Origin of the sequence: Sphingobium sp. B11D3D (genome assembly GCF_025961755.1) — a bacterium.
Lineage (GTDB): Bacteria > Pseudomonadota > Alphaproteobacteria > Sphingomonadales > Sphingomonadaceae > Sphingobium.
Window position 1 is genome coordinate 2,522,459 of the sequence record NZ_JAOQOG010000001.1, and the last position, 15,762, is coordinate 2,538,220.

Here is a 15,762-nt window from a genome sequence, read left to right on the forward strand (position 1 = left end):
GGCTCGCAACCAACAAGGACCGGATGGCCCCATGACTGCCGCGCGAAAAATCTATGTCCTCAATGGCCCCAATCTCAACCTGCTCGGCACGCGTGAGCCGGAGATATATGGCTATGATACGCTCGACGACATTGCCGACCGCATGGAAGACGAGGCCCGGCGCGCCAGCGTGGAGCTGGATTTCCGCCAGTCCAATCATGAGGGCCATCTGATCGATTGGCTACATCAGGCCAATGCGGAAGCAGCGATGGCCGTCATCCTGAACGCGGGCGGCCTCACGCACACTTCCGTGGCGCTGCACGATGCGATCAAATCCATCACCGTGCCGGTGATCGAGGTTCACCTCTCCAACCCCACCGCGCGGGAGAGCTTCCGCCATCATAGCTATGTCGGCATGGCCGCGCGCGGATCGATCGCGGGCTTCGGCGCGCTCTCCTATATGCTGGCGCTGGAAGCGGCGCTTGAGATGGATTGAACCAGACAGGGCGTGCAAACGGTTGCCTTATCGGGCGAAGGGCAATAGGCCCCAGCCCCACTCCAGAACAGAATAAAGCTTTCTCAAAGGGAAGACCAATGGCCGACAAGACCAACGAAGGCTCGATGCAGGTGGACGTTAAGCTGGTGCGCGAACTGGCGAAAATGCTGGACGCGACGAACCTCACCGAGATCGAGGTGGAAGACGGCGACCGTAAGATCCGCGTCGCCCGCACCCCCGCTGCCCAGAGCGCGACCTATGCGCCGATGGCCGCCGCGCCCGCACCGGCAGCCCCGGTGGCTGCTGCTGCGCCGGTGGAAAGCGCCGCCCCGGCCCCCGCGGCCGGCCCCGCCGCCGGCACGATCAAATCGCCGATGGTCGGCACTTGCTACCTCACGCCCGAGCCCGACGCCCCCGCCTTCGTCAAGGTGGGCGACGCAGTGAAGGCGGGCCAGACCCTGCTGATCGTCGAGGCCATGAAGGTCATGAACCCGATCACCGCACCCTCTGCCGGCACGGTCCAGGCTGTGCTGGTCGAGAACGGCCAGCCGGTCGAATATGACCAGCCGCTGATCGTGGTCGCGTGAGGACACGCCAGCCATGAGCATCGAGAAGCTGCTGATCGCCAATCGCGGCGAGATCGCCCTGCGCATCCACCGAGCCTGCCATGAGATGGGCATCAAGACGGTGGCCGTGCATTCGACCGCGGACGCGGACGCCATGCATGTGCGCTTGGCCGACGAAGCCATCTGCATCGGCCCCCCCGCTGCGAAAGACAGTTATCTCAACATTCCCGCGATCATTTCCGCCGCCGAAATCTCGGGCGCGGATGCGATCCATCCGGGCTATGGCTTCCTGTCCGAAAATGAGCGTTTCGCGGAAATCGTGGAAGCGCATGACATCATCTTCGTCGGCCCCAAGCCCGAGCATATCCGCGTGATGGGCGACAAGGTGGAAGCCAAGCGCACCGCCGGCGCGCTCGGCCTGCCGCTTGTGCCGGGCACCGACGGCGCGATCGAGGACATTGCAGACGCCAAGCAGCGCGCGAGAGAGATCGGCTATCCGGTGCTCGTGAAAGCGGCCTCCGGCGGCGGCGGGCGCGGCATGAAGGTTGTCCCCACCGAAGACGAGTTCGAGAACCTGATGTCCCAGGCCAAGAGCGAGGCCAAGGCGGCGTTCGGCGACGACACCGTCTACATGGAAAAATATCTCGGCAATCCGCGCCATATCGAGTTCCAGATTTTCGGCGACGGCAAGGGCAATGCCATCCATCTGGGCGAGCGCGACTGCTCGCTGCAGCGCCGCCACCAGAAGGTGCTGGAGGAAGCGCCCTCCCCGGTCATCTCATCGGCTGAGCGCAACCGCATGGGCACGCTCGTGGCCAAGGCGATGGCCGACATGGGCTATCGCGGCGCGGGGACCATCGAGTTCCTGTACGAGAATGGCGAATTCTACTTCATCGAGATGAACACCCGCATTCAGGTGGAACATCCGGTGACGGAGATGATCACCGGCTTCGATCTGGTGCGCGAGCAGATTCGCATTGCCGAGGGCAAGCCGCTCTCGGTGACGCAGGACGAGCTGGAATTCCACGGCCACGCCATTGAGTGCCGCATCAATGCGGAAGACCCGGTGACGTTCATGCCCTCCCCCGGCAAGGTGCAGATGCTCCACGTCCCCGGCGGCATGCATGTGCGCGTCGAAAGCGCGCTCTATCAGGGCTATAGCGTGCCGCCTTATTATGACAGCATGATCGGCAAGCTGATCGTCTACGGCCGCACCCGCGAGGGCTGCCTGATGCGCCTCAAGCGCGCGCTTGAGGAGTATGTCATCGAGGGCATGAAGACGACCATCCCCCTGCACCAGAAGCTGATCGAGGATCCGGACGTGCAGAATGGCGATTACAGCATCAAGTGGCTGGAAGAATGGCTGGAGCGGCAGAAGGTCGATTGAGCGGGCAACCGCCACTGCGCATCCGTCCGGTCGCCCCGGCGGATGCGGAGGCCATAACGGCGATCTACGCCCATCATGTGCAGCATGGCACAGCGACCTTCGATACGCAGGCGCCCACGGCCGAGCAATGGCGCGAGAAGATCGCGTATCTGGCGACGCGGGGCTGGCCCTTCATTGTCGCGGAAGATGAGGACGGCGCGGTGATCGGCTATGCCTATGCCGCGCAATTCCGCGACCGCCCCGCCTACGCTCATGCTTGCGAAGACAGCGTCTATCTCCATCCAGCGAAGACCGGCCAAGGCATCGGCAGAGCGCTGCTGGCGGCGCTGATCCCGGCCGCCGGCGCGGCAGGCTTCACCCAGATGCTCGGCGTGATCGCCGGCGGCGAGGACGCCTCGGTCGCGCTCCACGCCGGCCAGGGCTTCCGCCACGCCGGGCGCATGGAGAAGGTCGGCTATAAATTCGGGCGCTGGCTGGACACCATCTACATGCAGCGGGCATTGCCCGGCGACGACCAGCCGGCCTGACGGACGGGCAAACGAAAAGGATCAGGCGATGAAGGCGACCATCTACCACAACCCCCGCTGCTCGAAATCTCGCGAGGCACTGGCGATCCTGCAGGAAACGCCGGGCGTCGAGGTGGAGATCGTCGAATATCTCAAGACCCCGCCGAGCCGCGACACGCTCGCTGCCCTCTATCAACGCGCCGGCCTGACCCCGCGGGAGGGCCTGCGCAAGGCCGAGGACGGCGCCAAGGCGCTCAAGGACGCGGACGACGCCGCCATCCTCGACGCCATGGCTGCCGACCCCATCCTGATCGAACGCCCGCTGGTGGCGACCGAAAAAGGCGTGCGGCTGGGCCGTCCTCCGGAGGCGGTGCGGGAGATCCTGTAAGGCGACCGCTCAGCCGACCTCTACGCCTTTCCAGAAGGCGATGCGGTCGCGGATTGCTTCCGCCTCGGGCTTGGGATCGGGATAGTACCAGGCGGCATCCGGATTGTCGGCGCCGGCCACGTGCAAGCTATAATAATGCGCTGTACCCTTCCACGAGCAGACTGTCGTGGTGTCACTCGGGCGGAGGACGGCGGGATCGACGGCATCGGCGGGGAAATAGTGGTTCCCTTCCACGACGACCGTGTCGTCACTGCGGGCAATGACGGCGCCGTTCCAGCGGGCTTCGACCATGCGGTGTCTCCTTAAGTGTGATCGGGAGGCGCAACCAGGCAGTTAAGCTCGAGACTTGTTAGAACAGGCAATCAGTTAGCAGGGGCGCAACGATACTCCCGGGCATAATTGACACTTTTCAATCCAGAGACCGCCTTTTTGCATTCGCCACTGTCATCAACGTAGCCAAAGATTAAGCCGGTGCGTTCCCATTCACCGTCCATGTTCTTCATCTCGATCCAGTAGTCCGTATCCGTTCCTACGCGATTATTCTGCACCTGCCGTATCAGGCCGTCCTTTCCGGAAACTCTATCGCCGCTTCCACAAGCAGCGATTGAGAAACACAAGAAAAGCAGTGCAAATTTCATACAGGGCATGTCCGTAGTTGGACCCCTTTTCATGAACGAGCTAGGGGGAAGAAACCTCCTCCCCCCATCCTCTCCTCAGACCGCCAGATCTGCAGGGACCACGGGAAGCGAGCGGATGCGCTTGCCAGTGGCGGCGAAGATGGCGTTGATGATCGCCGGGATCACCGGCGGCAGAGCCGGTTCGCCGAGGCCGGTCGTATCATTGTCCGAGATCACCCATTCGACCACCACGTCCGCCGGTGCATCGACGATGCGGGGCAACGGGTAATCGTGGAAGTTGGTGCGGTTGGCCGCGCCATCCTTGATCTCGATCTTCTGGCCGGACAGCGCCTGGCCCAGCCCGTCGATCACCGCGCCCTGCGCCTGATGGAGCGCGTTGATGGGGTTGATGATCTGCCGGCCGACATCGCCCGCAACCCAGACCTTGTCGACGCTGACCTTCCCGGTCTTGGCGACGGTCACGTCCACCACTTCGGCGAAATAGCCGCGATGGCTGTAATAGAAGCCAAAACCCCGGCCCTTGCGCACGCCGTCCCCAGCATCCCCGCCGGTGCGGCCCTTCCAGTCCGCCATCTGGCAGACCTTGTCGATCACCGCGCGGGCACGGCCCGTGTTGAACTCGGGTACGCTGCCATCCATGCCGGGGCGGTTGCCATGCTTCATCAGCCGCGCCTCGCCAAGCGTGCGGCGCATCAGCTCGGGCAGGTCGATCCCGCCGGCCAGCGCCACCTCGTCGAGGAAGCTCTGGAACGCAAAGGCCAGTGCATTGGAGCTCGGCGCGCGCAGATACCCCGTCGGCACGTTGCTCTCGACATAGGAGACCGAGAGATCGACATCCGCTAGCAGAGGCGCCGGAAATTCCGTCGCGGTCATGGCGGCGCCGGTGTCCGGCTTGCCCTCCTTGCCGTAAGTGATGAAATGGTCAGTGAAGGCCACGAGCTTGCCCGAGCCATCGATGCCGGCCTTGAAATCGTGCCAGCCGCCGGGCCGGAAGAAATCGTGGCGCAGATCGTCGGTGCGGGTCCAGATCATCTTGATCGGCCGACCGGGCAGCGCCTTGGCGATCTGGGCGACCTGCGCCATGTAGTCGTTCATCAGTCGCCGGCCGAAGCCGCCACCAATGCGCGTCATGTGAATGGTGATCGCCTCCGGCGCAATGCCAAGCGCCTCGGACACGACCTTGCGCCCGTCGGCGGGGAGCTGGGTCGGCGCCCAAAACTCGATCTTGCCGTCCTTGAACAGCGCGGTGCAGTTCTGCGGCTCAAGCGTTGCGTGGGCGATGTAGGGATATTCGTAGCGCGCCGTGACGGTCTTTGCCGCGCTGGCCATGGCCTTGGCGGCATCGCCGGCCTTGTGGATCGAATCCTCCGGCGCAGCCGCCATCTTGGCCTCGGCCGAAGCCTTGAACGCCGCGCTGGAGAAGCGCTTCTGCGCCTCCATGTTCCACACGGGCTTCAGGGCCGCGCGCGCCTGATTGGCGACCCACCAGCTTTCCGCCACGATAGCCACCGCATCGTGCGGCCCCTTGGGATTATAGCCACTGTTGAGCGGCACCACGGCGATAATGCCGGGAAGCGCCTTCACCGCCGCCTCATCGAAGCTGGTGAGCGTGCCGCCATAAGCCGGGCACGCTTCGATCGCGGCATGGAGCAGGCCGGGCTTCTTCACATCGATGCCGAACAGGGGCTTCCCCGCGACGATGGCCGGCGTATCGACGCCGATCTTGGACTTGCCGATGATCTTGAAGCTGGCCGGGTCCTTGAGCGGCACGGTCTTGAGGTCCGGCGCCGCGATCTTCGCGGCTTCCGCCGCCAGCTCGGCATAAGTGACGCTGTGCTTGGCCGTGGGCGAACCGGACGTCTGCGAGACGCGGCCGCCACCGGTGGTGAGCGTGTCTTCCGGCACGCCCCAGCGCGCCGCCGCCGCCTTGATGAACATCTGACGCGCCGCCGCGCCGATCTGGCGCATGGGCATGTAGTTCATCGGCGTGGTGAAGCTGCCGCCGGCAACCTGCATGCCGTAGGTCTTCTCGTCGGCGATGGTCGTCTCGGCGGTGACCTGCGCCCAGTCGACATCCAGTTCCTCGGCGATGAGCATCGGCAGCATCGTCTTGACGCCTTGGCCGATCTCCGGGTTCTTGGAGCCGATGACGAAGCGGTTGTCCGGCAGTACGCGGATATAGGCGTTGATGATGACCGCCTTCTCGCCGGGCGCCTGCGCGAAAGCGAAGCGCGCATCGAAGGCGAGCACCGCGCCGCCGACCAGCGTCGCCTTGAGCAGCCCGCGGCGGTTCATGTTGAGGGGCGCGTTCATGCCGCGGCTCCCTCTTCGAGGCCAGCCGCCTGCTTGATGGCCTTGCGAATGCGCAAATAGGTCGCGCAGCGGCAGATATTGCCGCTCATCGCCGCATCGATCTGCTGATCGGTGGGCTTGGGCGTCTTGGCGAGCAAAGCCGTCGCGGAGACGATCTGCCCGGCCTGGCAGTAACCGCATTGCGGCACGTCCAGCTGCGTCCACGCCTCGCTCACGGCCTTGCCGACCGGCGTGGTCGCGACATGCTCGATGGTCGTGATCTGCTTGCCTGCCGCCGTGCCGACCGGCGTGGTGCAGGAGCGCACGGCCTGCCCGTCGATCATCACCGTGCAAGCGCCGCACAGCGCCATGCCGCAGCCGAACTTGGTGCCGACCATGTCCAGATCTTCACGAAGCACCCAGAGCAGCGGCTTCTTGGGGTCGGATTCGACCTGCCTTTTTTGCCCGTTGACCATCAGTTCGGTGGCCATGCCGCTTCTCCCTCCGCAATGTCTCGATGAACAGCGACATTGCCGTTGCTCTCGCCCGGTTGTCAATGTCCGTAGGCTTGCAATAATGAGGCTGGCGAGAGATGGCAGCGGCTCCCCTGCCCCCACCCCGATACAGGACGAGCGCTTGAACGATATCGATGCCATCATCGCCGCCGCGCGCGACTGGGCCGGCCAGCCCATGGCGCTCGCCACCGTCGTGGAAGCCTCGGGCTCCGCGCCAAGGCCGCGCGGCGGGCATATGCTCATTGCGGCAGATGGACGCTTTGCCGGATCGATCTCGGGCGGCTGCGTGGAATATGACGTGTTCGCCATGGCCGAGCGCGCGCTTACGAAGGGCGAGACCGGCCTGCGCTATTTCGGCAGCACCGACCCCAGCATATGGGAGCCGGGCCTGCCCTGCGGCGGGCAGATCGGCGTGCTCGTCCAGCCGGTGAGCGAGGCGGGCTTTGCGCCGGCGCTGTTCGAAGCGATCGCGCAGGGTCGCGCGGCAGGCAAAGCAGTGGCGATCTCCACCGACCTTACGACCGGCAAGGCACGGCTGGGGACGCAGGCAGGGCAGTTCGTCAATCTCTACGAGCCGGCGCGCAAGCTGCTTATCGTCGGCGCGGTGCAGATCGGCCAGGCGCTGGCGGCCATCGCGCAGACGCTCGGAATGGGAGTGACGGTCAACGACCCGCGCGAGCGCTTCCTGAGCGCAGAGCGCTTCCCCGGCGTGACGCTAACCGATGCCTGGCCGGACGAGGCCGTCGCCAGCTTCGCGCCGAATGCCGCCTGCGCGGTGGTGACACTGAGCCACGACATCAAAATCGATGACCCTGCGCTGATCGCCGCGCTGGCGCAGTCGACCGGCTATATCGGCGCGCTCGGATCGCGTGCCAATCATGCGCGGCGGCTGGAGCGGCTGGCGGCGGCAGGCGTGGGTGCGGACGAGCTGCGCCGGGTGGACGGGCCGGCCGGCCTGCCGATCGGCGGCCTTGGTCCGCAGGAGATTGCCCTCTCCATCGCCGCCGGCATGGTCGCGGCCTTTCGCGGGGCCCGCTGATGGCGCTGCCCGGCCTCGCCGTGGCGCTGCTGGCGGCGGGGCGCTCGATCCGCTTCGGCACGGCGGACAAGCTGGTGGCGGACCTCGGCGGACGCGCATTGATCGGCTGGGCGGCTGAGACCGGGCTGACGGTGGAGGCGACCCATCATCTGCTGGTGGCGCCGGCGGGCGTGGACTGGGGAAGCCATGCACCGAAATATCGGCTGGTCGTCAATTCTCGGCCAGAAGCGGGGATGGCGCACTCTTTGGGTCTGGCGGCGACGGCGGCGCAGGAAGCCGGAGCCTCGACGTTGATGGTGCTGCTCGCGGATATGCCGTTTGTCACGGCCGAGCATCTGGATGCGGTGCTTGGGCAGTTTGCGACGGATGGAGCGTCCGCTGTCTTCTCTTGTTCGCCCGAAGGCGTTGCTCAACCGCCCGCGCTGTTTCCGGCGCGGGCTTTCGCTGATCTCCAAGCGCTTGAAGGAGATCGGGGTGCGCGGGGGCTCGCCACAGGGTCTGCGCTGGTGAACGCCGACGCACGGCTGCTACTGGATGTCGATACGCCGGAAGACCTCGCGTGGGCGCGGGCGATGGTTGCGAACACGGAGAGCAAAGCTCCGGACTGAGCGCACTCTCAATCCCGGCAGCATCACCCTTCCCGTGCTCCTGCGAAGGCAGGAGCCCAGTGCGTTTGAGAACCACGGCGACGTATAGAGAAAGTTCGCGCACATGCCGAGCGTATCGGGTTCAAGTCGGCTGATTGATTGAAGCGCTTTACCGCCCTGAGCTCCTGCCTTCGCAGGAGCACGAGAGAAATCTCGATTTGCGGAGCGATGCCCTCTCGATGCCCCCCCTTAAATCTCCAGCTGGCTACCCAGTTCGATCACGCGGTTGGTCGGCAGGCGGAAGAACTCCATCGGGCTTTCCGCGTTGCGCAGCATCCAAGCGAAGAGCTTTTCGCGCCAGATCGGCATACCGGGACGGGCGGCCGGCAGCAGGGTCTGGCGGGTGAGGAAGAAGCTCGTCTCGATCATGCGGAAAGGCTGGCCGCAGCCTTCCACCATCGCCAGTGCAGCGGGCACGTCGGCCTCTTCCATGAAGCCGTAATGGATCAGCACCCGATAGAAACCGCGCCCAAGATCCTCAACCTGATAGCGATAGGAGGCATCGACCGTCGGCACGTCGAGCACCTTCACCGTCAGCAGCACCACCCGCTCGTGCAGCACCTTGTTGTGCTTGAGATTATGCAGCAGTGCGTGCGGCACGCCATCCGAGGTGGAGGTCATGAACACCGCCGTGCCCTGCACCCGCACGGCGCTGTTGGCGGCCGAGGCGACGAAGACCGGGATCGGCATGGCCGCTTCGCTCAGCCGATCGACCATCAGCCCACGGCCCTTGGCCCAGGTGGTGAGCATGGTGAAGATCACCAGACCGACCAGCAGCGGGAACCAGCCGCCATCCGGCACCTTGGTCAGATTGGCGCCGAAATAGGCGATGTCCACGATGAAGAAGATCGCCAGCGCGCCATAGGCCAGCAGGCGGTTCCACTTCCACAGCGAGAGCAGCAGCACCGCGAGCAGGCAGGTGTCGATGAACATCGCGCCCGTCACCGCGATGCCATAGGCCGCGGCGAGATTGCTGGAGGAACGGAACGAGAGCACCAGCAGGATGACCATCACCATCAGGCCCCAGTTGATGACCGGGATGTAGATCTGCCCCTGCGCGCTGGCGCTGGTGTGCTTGATCTTGAGGCGCGGAATGAAGCCGAGCTGGATCGCCTGCTGGGTGAGCGAAAAGGCGCCGGTAATGACGGCCTGGCTGGCAATGATCGTCGCGACAATAGCGAGGATGACGAGCGGCAGGCGGAAGTTTTCCGGCGCGAGCAGAAAGAAGGGATTGCGGATCGCGTGATCCACCTGATCCGCCGGCAGAGAGAGGATGAACGCTCCCTGCCCCAGATAATTGAGCATGAGGCCGGGCAACACGAAGAACAGCCAGGAAACCCGGATCGGGTTGCGCCCGAAATGCCCCATATCCGCGTACAGCGCTTCCGCGCCGGTGACGGCGAGCACGACGGAGCCGAGCGCAAGGAAGGCCAGCAACTTGTCGGTCAGGAAGAACTGGAAGGCATACCAGGGATTGAGCGCCAGCAGGATCGCCGGATCGGTCGCGATATGCATGATGCCGAGGCCCGCAAGCGTCGCAAAATAGACCAGCATGATCGGCCCGAAAAGCTGCCCCACCCGCGCCGTCCCACGCGACTGGATGGCGAACAGGCCGATGAGGATCGCCACCGAGATCGGCAGCACCAGCGGCGCGAAATGCGCGTTGACGGTGATGAGACCTTCCGACGCGGACAGCACGGACATGGCCGGGGTGATCATCGAATCGCCGTAGAAGAGCGCGGTGGCGAAGACCCCGAGGATGACGATCGGCCCGGTCCAGCGCTTGCGCCCGCTGCGGCGGTTCACCAGCGCGAGCAGCGCCAGGCTGCCGCCTTGCCCCTTGTTGTCGGCCCGCATGATGATCGAGACATATTTGATCGTCACGACGATCATCATCGACCAGAAGATCAGGCTGAGCACGCCGTAGATATGCAGCGCATCAGGCGCGAGCGGGTGATGCCCCGCGAACGTCTCGCGGAAGGCGTAGATCGGGCTGGTGCCGATATCGCCGAAGACAATACCCATCGCCGCCAGCGCCATCTTGCGCAGGCTGTCCGGGCCATGCCCATGACCAGCGGCCGCAGGATTCCCCGCCGCAAAGTCTCGTGGCTGATCGGTAGGGCTCACTTGCCCGCCTGACTCGCAATCATCAATCGCGCTTCCCTTGCCCAGGCCCTGCCCTGAACGGGCGGCGCCCTAGCACTTCGTCGAGAGGCACGCAACGCACCATCAGGGCCCGGCATTTCCGCTTTGAGGCGCTCCAGCCTGCGGGGCATCGCCCTGAGATGGGCCACCATGCGCCATGGCATCGCGCCGCTCGATGAGCGCATTGAGCAACGCCACGTTGCGGATCAGCTCTTCACGCAGCTCGAAATCCTCCGGCAGGCGCGCTGCCAGCTTCAGCCAGACATCACGCGCGCGGTCGAACTGACCCGATTCCGCTAGGGCAAGCCCATAGAAATAATTGGGAGAAACGCCGTCCGGCTGGAAATGCAGGGCCTGCGCGAAGGCATAATCCGCCGCCGGGGTCAGCGTGCCATTGCCATGCGCGACCAGCGCATTGCCCAGCCCCACCCAGATGTTCGCGTCATCGGGATATTCTTTCAGGCCCGAGAGCAGCACATTGGCGGCGCCGGCCGTGTTGCCCTTGCGGGCGAGCGCGTCGGACACGACAAGCCATTTCGTCGCACCCGTCAGCCGCTCGCCGATTTCCGAGCGCTTCTTGGCCAGCGCCTCATCGAACTTCACGCGCGAGTCGTTCGCCGCGACCGGCTTGTCGGCCAGCCCCGGGCTGCCCTGCCAGGCATAGCCGGCGAGGCCGAGCAGCAGCGCAGTGGCAACCGGCGCGGCCTGGCGGAGCGGGAGGCGCGCACCAAGCATGATGCCGATGCCGACGATGAGCGCGAGGCCCGCTGCGATCAACAGGCCGGTCATGCCTTCGCTCCCTTGCGGCGGCGCATCCGCCCATATGCCAGCGCCCCGCCCGCGCCCAGCAGCATCAGCGGTGCCGCCCACAGAGGCCAGAGAATGGGGTCGGCGGTCGGCTTGTAGCTGATCCAATCCCCATAGCGCTCGATGAGCCAGGCGCGAATGGCCTCGGGGTCTTCGCCCGCGGCGATGCGCTCGCGGATGATCGAGCGCAGGTCCGCCGCCATGCTCGCGTCGCTGTCCGCAATGGACTGGCTCTGGCAGGTCAGGCAGCGAATCGTGTGCATCAGCTCGGTTGCCTTCGCCTCCAGCGCCGGATCGTCGAGCTGGCGATTGGCATAGGGTGCGGGCGGCAGTGCCGTCTGCGCGAACACAGGTGCTGGCAGGATGGCGAGCAACGCCGGCAGGATCAGCGCGACCCTCATGATTGCGCCTCGCGCAGCTTTTCGAGGATCATGTCCACATCCTGCGGGCCGATCACGCCGATATGCTGGTAGCGGATGATGCCCTTGCCATCGACCACGAACGTCTCCGGCACTCCGGAAGACCCCATATAGAATTGCAGGGCACTGCGCTCATCCAGCCCGATGCGCTGATAAGGGTTACCGTGGCGCGTAAGGAAGTCGTCCACATCGGCGCGGGCATCGCGGATCGCGACCCCATCGATGGGCACGCCCCGTTGGGCGAGTTGCAGGAGCACCGGCGCCTCGGCGATGCAGGGCACGCACCAGCTCGCGAAGATGTTGAGCAGCCGCGGCTGCCCGTCCGCCATTGCCTTGGTCGAGAGCGTCGGGCGACTGGAGGCGCCCGCGGGCAGGTCCATCGGCGGGACCGGCTTGCCGATCATCCGGGATTGCACCACCGTCTGCTGCTCGCGGTTGAGGCCGAGCGAGGCCACGCCGAGGAAGATCACATAGGCAATCAGCGGAATCCACAGGATGAGCGAGCGCTTGCCGAACTTCATGCCAGCGCCTCCTGTGGATGCTCCGCAGCCGCGCCAGATGCGCGCGCGATCCGCGCCTGCTTGCGCTCGCGGCGGACGCGGCCGACCAGCGCCAGCGCGCCGCCCAGCGCGATCAGGCCCGCGCCGCCCCAGATCAGCGTGACGAACGGCTTCCACCAGATGCGCAACTGCCAGCGGCCATTTTCGAGCGCTTCACCGAGCACCAGATAGAGCTGCCCGTTCCAGCGGGTAAGTTGGATGGACTCGTTGGTCGGCGTCGGCGGATCGGTGAAATAGCGGGCCTGAGGCCGCGCGGTGCCGATCACCTTGTTACCGCGCCGCACGACGAGCTGCGCTTCCATGGCGGTCCAGTTCGGGCCGGCATAAGGCCGCACGCCATCCATGGTAACGGTGTAGCCGGCGATCTCGAACGAGTCGCCCGGCGCCGCAGCCGCCAGCCGCTCGGAAGAGAAGGCAGATTCGCTGGCCATGCCGGCGAGGCTTACCGCACAGCCGAGATGCGCGATCACCATGCCATAAGTGAACATGGGCGTTCGCCGCAGATTGCGCTTCCAGAGCGGCGCGACGCTGGCCACGGCCACGGCGGCGGCCATGACGAGCCCCAACAGCGGCAACCAGCCGATCGGCCGATCCTCAAACAGCAGCACGGCGACCAGCGCGACGGCAGCAGCACCAGCGGCGGGAGCGGAACGCCGCAGCGCCGCGCCGGGCTCGTCCCGCCGCCAACGTAGCAGCGGCCCGACGACCAGCGCGGCCATCAGCACGAGCGTGATCGGCCCGATCACCGCGTTGAAATAAGGCGGGCCGACAGAGACGCTCTGGCCCAGCATTTCGGTCAGCAGCGGATAGAGCGTGCCAATGAGCACCAGCCCCAGGATCACGCACAGCAGCAGATTGTTGACGACGAGCAGCGCCTCGCGGCTCAGCGGATCAAACCGCGCGCCCTCGTTGACCGTGTGGACCCGCATAGCGAACAGCGCGAGCGCGCCGCCGATATAGAGGCCGAGCAGAATGAGGATGAAGCTGCCGCGCGTGGGATCGACCGCGAAGGCGTGGACGCTGGTCAGGATGCCCGAGCGCACGAGGAAGGTGCCGATCATCGACATTGCGAAAGCGACCACTGCCAGCATCACCGTCCACGCGCGCAACGCATCGCGCGCGGCGAGGACCGAGGCGCTATGGAGCAGCGCCGTCGCCGCCAGCCACGGCATGAGCGAGGCATTTTCGACCGGATCCCAGAACCACCAGCCACCCCAGCCCAGTTCATAATAAGCCCAGTAGGAGCCGGCCGCGATGCCGATGGTCAGCAGGACCCAGGCACCCAGCACCCACGGCCGGATCGCACGGGCGAAGCGGGCATCCACCTGCCGGGTGAGCAGCGCGCCCACCGCGAAGGAGAAGGCTACGGACAGGCCGACATAGCCAAAATAAAGCGTCGGCGGATGGAAGGCGAGACCGGGGTCCTGCAACAATGGATTGAGCCCCTGCCCCTCGACCGCCGGGGGATTGAGGCGCTGGAAGGGATTGGAGGCAAACAGCAGGAAGGCATAGAAGCCAAGGCTGATCGCCGCCTGCGCGCCGAGCGTCGCGAAATGGGTCGCGCGGTCGAGACTGCGCTCGAACAGCGCCACCGCGCCGCCGGCAAGGCTCATCACTGCCACCCAGAGCAGCATCGAGCCCTCGTGATTGCCCCAGGCGCCGGCGAATTTGTAGATGAACGGCTTGAGCGAATGGCTGTTCGCCGCGACCAGATAGACCGACATGTCGGAGATCAGGAACAGGACGATGAGCAGCGCCATGGCGAGACCCGCCAGCACGCCCTGCGCGACCGCCAGCGGCCGGATGAAGCGCGCCGCATCGGCATTACCGCGTGCAACGGCCAACCAGGCGAGCAGCAATTGCAGGCCGGCGAGCGTGGCCGCGAGCCACAGGGCGGCAAGGCCGGCTTCAGCGATCATTGGCCGCTTGCATCCACCTGATGGGTCTGCGGATCATATTTGATGCCCTCCATCTCGCGCGGCATGTAGCGCTCATCATGCTTGGCGAGGATGTTGGTGGCTCGGAACACGCCGTCTTCCCCAAAGGCACCTTCCGCCACCGCGCCGCTGTTCTCGGCAAAGAGGTCGGGCGTGATGCCGGTGAAGGAAGCCGGCACGGTTGCTTTGCCGTCGGTCAGACGGAAATCCACCGTCGTTCCGTTGGCGTGGCGCTTGATACTGCCCGCTTCGACCATGCCACCCAGACGAATCGCGCGGCCCGGCTCGACCTTGGCGGCCAGCGCTTCGGCGGGCGTGTAGAAATAGGCAGCCTGCGAGCGCAGCGCGGACATGGCCAGCAGCACGCCCCCGATCATCGCGGCCAGCGCCAGCACCACGAGGATGAGGCGCTGATGCTTGCGCTTGGGGCCAGCTTTGTTCCCTGCTCTGTTGGATGACACCGCAACCATTTCAATCCCGCTCCAGCAAATCCCGCGCCCGGCGCTCCGCCTGCCGCGCGCGAGCCCAAGCCCACAGGCTGGTCGCAACCGTCGCAACCAAGGTGAGGCCATAAGCCGCAATCACGAAAGGCCAGGGATTCATGATATACGCCCTCAGCCCCGCGACATCCGGCGCAACCGCGCCTCGATCCGATTTTCCGCCAGCATCGCCCGCATCCGCAGCAGCACGATCGCCGTGAACCAGAGGGTAAAGCCGAGCACGGTCAAGCCAAGCGGCCAGAGCATGGAGGGCGCGATGCTGCTGCTCATGCCGACCACGCTGATGCTCTTGGCCTGGTGGAGACTGTTCCACCACACGACTGAATAATGGATGATCGGCAGGTTGAGCGCGCCGATGAGCGCATAGATCGCCGTCACGCGGCTGACACCGCCAGCATCGCCCCGCTCCACGCTGGCGCGCGCCAGCGCGATATAGCCGATGTAGAGGAACAGCAGCAGCAGCATGGAGGTCAGGCGTCCGTCCCACTCCCACCATGTCCCCCAGGTAGGCCGCCCCCAGATCGATCCGGTGGCGAGGCACAAGGCGGTAAAAACCGCCCCCGGCACAGCAATGGCGCGGCCGGCAACGCTCGCCAGCGGGTGACGCCAGACGAGCTGCATGATCGCCGCGATGGTGAGGCCACTCCAGCCGCCCATGCCCAGCCAGGCCGCCGGCACGTGGATGTAGAGGATGCGGAAGCTGTGCCCCTGAAGATAATCCGCCGGGGTCATGAACAGCCCGGCCCAGCAACCGGCGAGAATCAGGAGGATGCCGCCCCAGAAGCACCAGGGCGTCGCAGGCACGGCAATCGCCAGGAAACGTCGCGGGTTCGCAAGGACGTGCATCCCGCCCCTTTAGAGGCAGCGGGGCAGGCGCGCCAGTGGCTTTGGGTAGAGAATATCGTCCTCCAGCAGGACCGGCCCACGCGCCCCAGCCTTGA

General features: G+C 65.5%; 19 protein-coding genes. 7 read left to right on the forward strand and 12 right to left on the reverse strand.

Translation table 11 applies throughout. The features are described from left to right. Window positions 1–31: 31 nt before the first annotated feature. The 5 genes from aroQ to arsC all read left to right on the forward strand — a co-directional run bounded on the left by aroQ (window position 32) and on the right by arsC (window position 3,322). Window positions 32–475, forward strand: coding sequence for a type II 3-dehydroquinate dehydratase (gene aroQ / locus M2334_RS11895; RefSeq protein ID WP_264605520.1), 444 nt, complete (start codon window positions 32–34; stop codon window positions 473–475). A gap of 98 nt (window positions 476–573) precedes the next feature. Continuing rightward, a complete protein-coding gene (accB, locus tag M2334_RS11900) occupies window positions 574–1,062 on the forward strand; it encodes an acetyl-CoA carboxylase biotin carboxyl carrier protein (RefSeq protein ID WP_264574769.1) in 489 nt (162 codons plus the stop codon). 13 nt (window positions 1,063–1,075) lie between these two features. After that, a complete protein-coding gene (gene accC, locus M2334_RS11905; protein WP_264605521.1) occupies window positions 1,076–2,428 on the forward strand; it encodes an acetyl-CoA carboxylase biotin carboxylase subunit in 1,353 nt (450 codons plus the stop codon). Further along, window positions 2,425–2,955, forward strand: coding sequence for a GNAT family N-acetyltransferase (locus tag M2334_RS11910; RefSeq protein WP_264569794.1), 531 nt, complete (start codon window positions 2,425–2,427; stop codon window positions 2,953–2,955). Before accC ends, M2334_RS11910 begins: the two co-directional genes overlap by 4 nt. Before the next feature lie 28 nt (window positions 2,956–2,983). Continuing rightward, window positions 2,984–3,322, forward strand: coding sequence for an arsenate reductase (glutaredoxin) (gene arsC / locus M2334_RS11915; RefSeq protein WP_181559117.1), 339 nt, complete (start codon window positions 2,984–2,986; stop codon window positions 3,320–3,322). Window positions 3,323–3,331: 9 nt separating this feature from the next. Here arsC and M2334_RS11920 read toward each other — a convergent pair whose 3' ends face one another. The 4 genes from M2334_RS11920 to M2334_RS11935 form a co-directional block, all read right to left on the reverse strand. Beyond that, entirely contained in the window at window positions 3,332–3,613 is a 282-nt protein-coding gene (locus tag M2334_RS11920; RefSeq protein ID WP_264569792.1) for a DUF427 domain-containing protein, read from the reverse strand. Window positions 3,614–3,684: 71 nt separating this feature from the next. Further along, complete coding sequence (locus M2334_RS11925) at window positions 3,685–3,960, reverse strand: hypothetical protein (RefSeq protein ID WP_264569791.1); 276 nt, start codon at window positions 3,958–3,960, stop codon at window positions 3,685–3,687. A 75-nt stretch (window positions 3,961–4,035) separates the two neighbouring features. After that, complete coding sequence (locus tag M2334_RS11930) at window positions 4,036–6,273, reverse strand: xanthine dehydrogenase family protein molybdopterin-binding subunit (RefSeq protein ID WP_264605522.1); 2,238 nt, start codon at window positions 6,271–6,273, stop codon at window positions 4,036–4,038. Next, window positions 6,270–6,743 (reverse strand): (2Fe-2S)-binding protein, encoded by a 474-nt coding sequence (locus M2334_RS11935; protein WP_181559114.1) that lies wholly within the window; start codon window positions 6,741–6,743, stop codon window positions 6,270–6,272. Before M2334_RS11935 ends, M2334_RS11930 begins: the two co-directional genes overlap by 4 nt. Window positions 6,744–6,888: 145 nt before the next feature. On the opposite strand from M2334_RS11935, the gene M2334_RS11940 reads away from it, so the two are divergent. Both M2334_RS11940 and M2334_RS11945 read left to right on the forward strand, forming a co-directional pair. Continuing rightward, window positions 6,889–7,806 (forward strand): XdhC family protein, encoded by a 918-nt coding sequence (locus M2334_RS11940; RefSeq protein WP_264605523.1) that lies wholly within the window; start codon window positions 6,889–6,891, stop codon window positions 7,804–7,806. Next, window positions 7,806–8,414, forward strand: coding sequence for a nucleotidyltransferase family protein (locus M2334_RS11945; RefSeq protein WP_264605524.1), 609 nt, complete (start codon window positions 7,806–7,808; stop codon window positions 8,412–8,414). The genes M2334_RS11940 and M2334_RS11945 overlap by 1 nt, the downstream gene beginning before the upstream one ends. Window positions 8,415–8,642: 228 nt before the next feature. Here the strand turns inward: M2334_RS11945 and M2334_RS11950 are convergent, their stop codons facing one another. The 8 genes from M2334_RS11950 to ccmC form a co-directional block, all read right to left on the reverse strand. Further along, window positions 8,643–10,580 carry a potassium transporter Kup gene (locus M2334_RS11950; RefSeq protein WP_264569786.1) on the reverse strand — a complete coding sequence of 646 codons (1,938 nt, stop codon included), beginning with the start codon at window positions 10,578–10,580 and terminating at the stop codon, window positions 8,643–8,645. Between the two features lie 102 nt (window positions 10,581–10,682). Further along, a complete protein-coding gene (locus tag M2334_RS11955; RefSeq protein ID WP_264605525.1) occupies window positions 10,683–11,387 on the reverse strand; it encodes a tetratricopeptide repeat protein in 705 nt (234 codons plus the stop codon). Then, window positions 11,384–11,806: a cytochrome c-type biogenesis protein CcmH gene (locus M2334_RS11960; RefSeq protein ID WP_264574759.1), complete on the reverse strand. Its 423-nt coding sequence runs from the start codon at window positions 11,804–11,806 to the stop codon at window positions 11,384–11,386. The genes M2334_RS11955 and M2334_RS11960 overlap by 4 nt, the downstream gene beginning before the upstream one ends. After that, the gene (locus tag M2334_RS11965) at window positions 11,803–12,345 is read right to left on the reverse strand and encodes a DsbE family thiol:disulfide interchange protein (protein WP_181559109.1); all 543 of its coding nucleotides are present in this window, start codon (window positions 12,343–12,345) and stop codon (window positions 11,803–11,805) included. Before M2334_RS11965 ends, M2334_RS11960 begins: the two co-directional genes overlap by 4 nt. After that, the gene (locus M2334_RS11970) at window positions 12,342–14,303 is read right to left on the reverse strand and encodes a heme lyase CcmF/NrfE family subunit (protein ID WP_264605526.1); all 1,962 of its coding nucleotides are present in this window, start codon (window positions 14,301–14,303) and stop codon (window positions 12,342–12,344) included. The genes M2334_RS11965 and M2334_RS11970 overlap by 4 nt, the downstream gene beginning before the upstream one ends. Beyond that, window positions 14,300–14,791, reverse strand: a complete 492-nt coding sequence (gene ccmE / locus M2334_RS11975) for a cytochrome c maturation protein CcmE (RefSeq protein ID WP_264569781.1) — start codon at window positions 14,789–14,791, stop codon at window positions 14,300–14,302. Before ccmE ends, M2334_RS11970 begins: the two co-directional genes overlap by 4 nt. Window position 14,792: 1 nt before the next feature. After that, window positions 14,793–14,924, reverse strand: coding sequence for a heme exporter protein CcmD (gene ccmD / locus M2334_RS11980; protein WP_264569780.1), 132 nt, complete (start codon window positions 14,922–14,924; stop codon window positions 14,793–14,795). A gap of 11 nt (window positions 14,925–14,935) precedes the next feature. Further along, window positions 14,936–15,667, reverse strand: a complete 732-nt coding sequence (gene ccmC, locus M2334_RS11985) for a heme ABC transporter permease CcmC (RefSeq protein ID WP_264579396.1) — start codon at window positions 15,665–15,667, stop codon at window positions 14,936–14,938. Between the last annotated feature and the right edge of the window lie 95 nt (window positions 15,668–15,762).

Coding starts and splice junctions, on each gene's coding strand:
- aroQ (WP_264605520.1), top strand. CDS start 32: ATGACTGCCGCGCGAAAAATCTATGTCCTCAATGGCCCCAATCTCAAC.
- accB (WP_264574769.1), top strand. CDS start 574: ATGGCCGACAAGACCAACGAAGGCTCGATGCAGGTGGACGTTAAGCTG.
- accC (WP_264605521.1), top strand. CDS start 1,076: ATGAGCATCGAGAAGCTGCTGATCGCCAATCGCGGCGAGATCGCCCTG.
- arsC (WP_181559117.1), top strand. CDS start 2,984: ATGAAGGCGACCATCTACCACAACCCCCGCTGCTCGAAATCTCGCGAG.
- M2334_RS11920 (WP_264569792.1), bottom strand. CDS start 3,613: ATGGTCGAAGCCCGCTGGAACGGCGCCGTCATTGCCCGCAGTGACGAC.
- M2334_RS11925 (WP_264569791.1), bottom strand. CDS start 3,960: ATGAAATTTGCACTGCTTTTCTTGTGTTTCTCAATCGCTGCTTGTGGA.
- M2334_RS11930 (WP_264605522.1), bottom strand. CDS start 6,273: ATGAACGCGCCCCTCAACATGAACCGCCGCGGGCTGCTCAAGGCGACG.
- M2334_RS11935 (WP_181559114.1), bottom strand. CDS start 6,743: ATGGCCACCGAACTGATGGTCAACGGGCAAAAAAGGCAGGTCGAATCC.
- M2334_RS11945 (WP_264605524.1), top strand. CDS start 7,806: ATGGCGCTGCCCGGCCTCGCCGTGGCGCTGCTGGCGGCGGGGCGCTCG.
- M2334_RS11955 (WP_264605525.1), bottom strand. CDS start 11,387: ATGACCGGCCTGTTGATCGCAGCGGGCCTCGCGCTCATCGTCGGCATC.
- M2334_RS11960 (WP_264574759.1), bottom strand. CDS start 11,806: ATGAGGGTCGCGCTGATCCTGCCGGCGTTGCTCGCCATCCTGCCAGCA.
- M2334_RS11965 (WP_181559109.1), bottom strand. CDS start 12,345: ATGAAGTTCGGCAAGCGCTCGCTCATCCTGTGGATTCCGCTGATTGCC.
- M2334_RS11970 (WP_264605526.1), bottom strand. CDS start 14,303: ATGATCGCTGAAGCCGGCCTTGCCGCCCTGTGGCTCGCGGCCACGCTC.
- ccmE (WP_264569781.1), bottom strand. CDS start 14,791: ATGGTTGCGGTGTCATCCAACAGAGCAGGGAACAAAGCTGGCCCCAAG.
- ccmD (WP_264569780.1), bottom strand. CDS start 14,924: ATGAATCCCTGGCCTTTCGTGATTGCGGCTTATGGCCTCACCTTGGTT.
- ccmC (WP_264579396.1), bottom strand. CDS start 15,667: ATGCACGTCCTTGCGAACCCGCGACGTTTCCTGGCGATTGCCGTGCCT.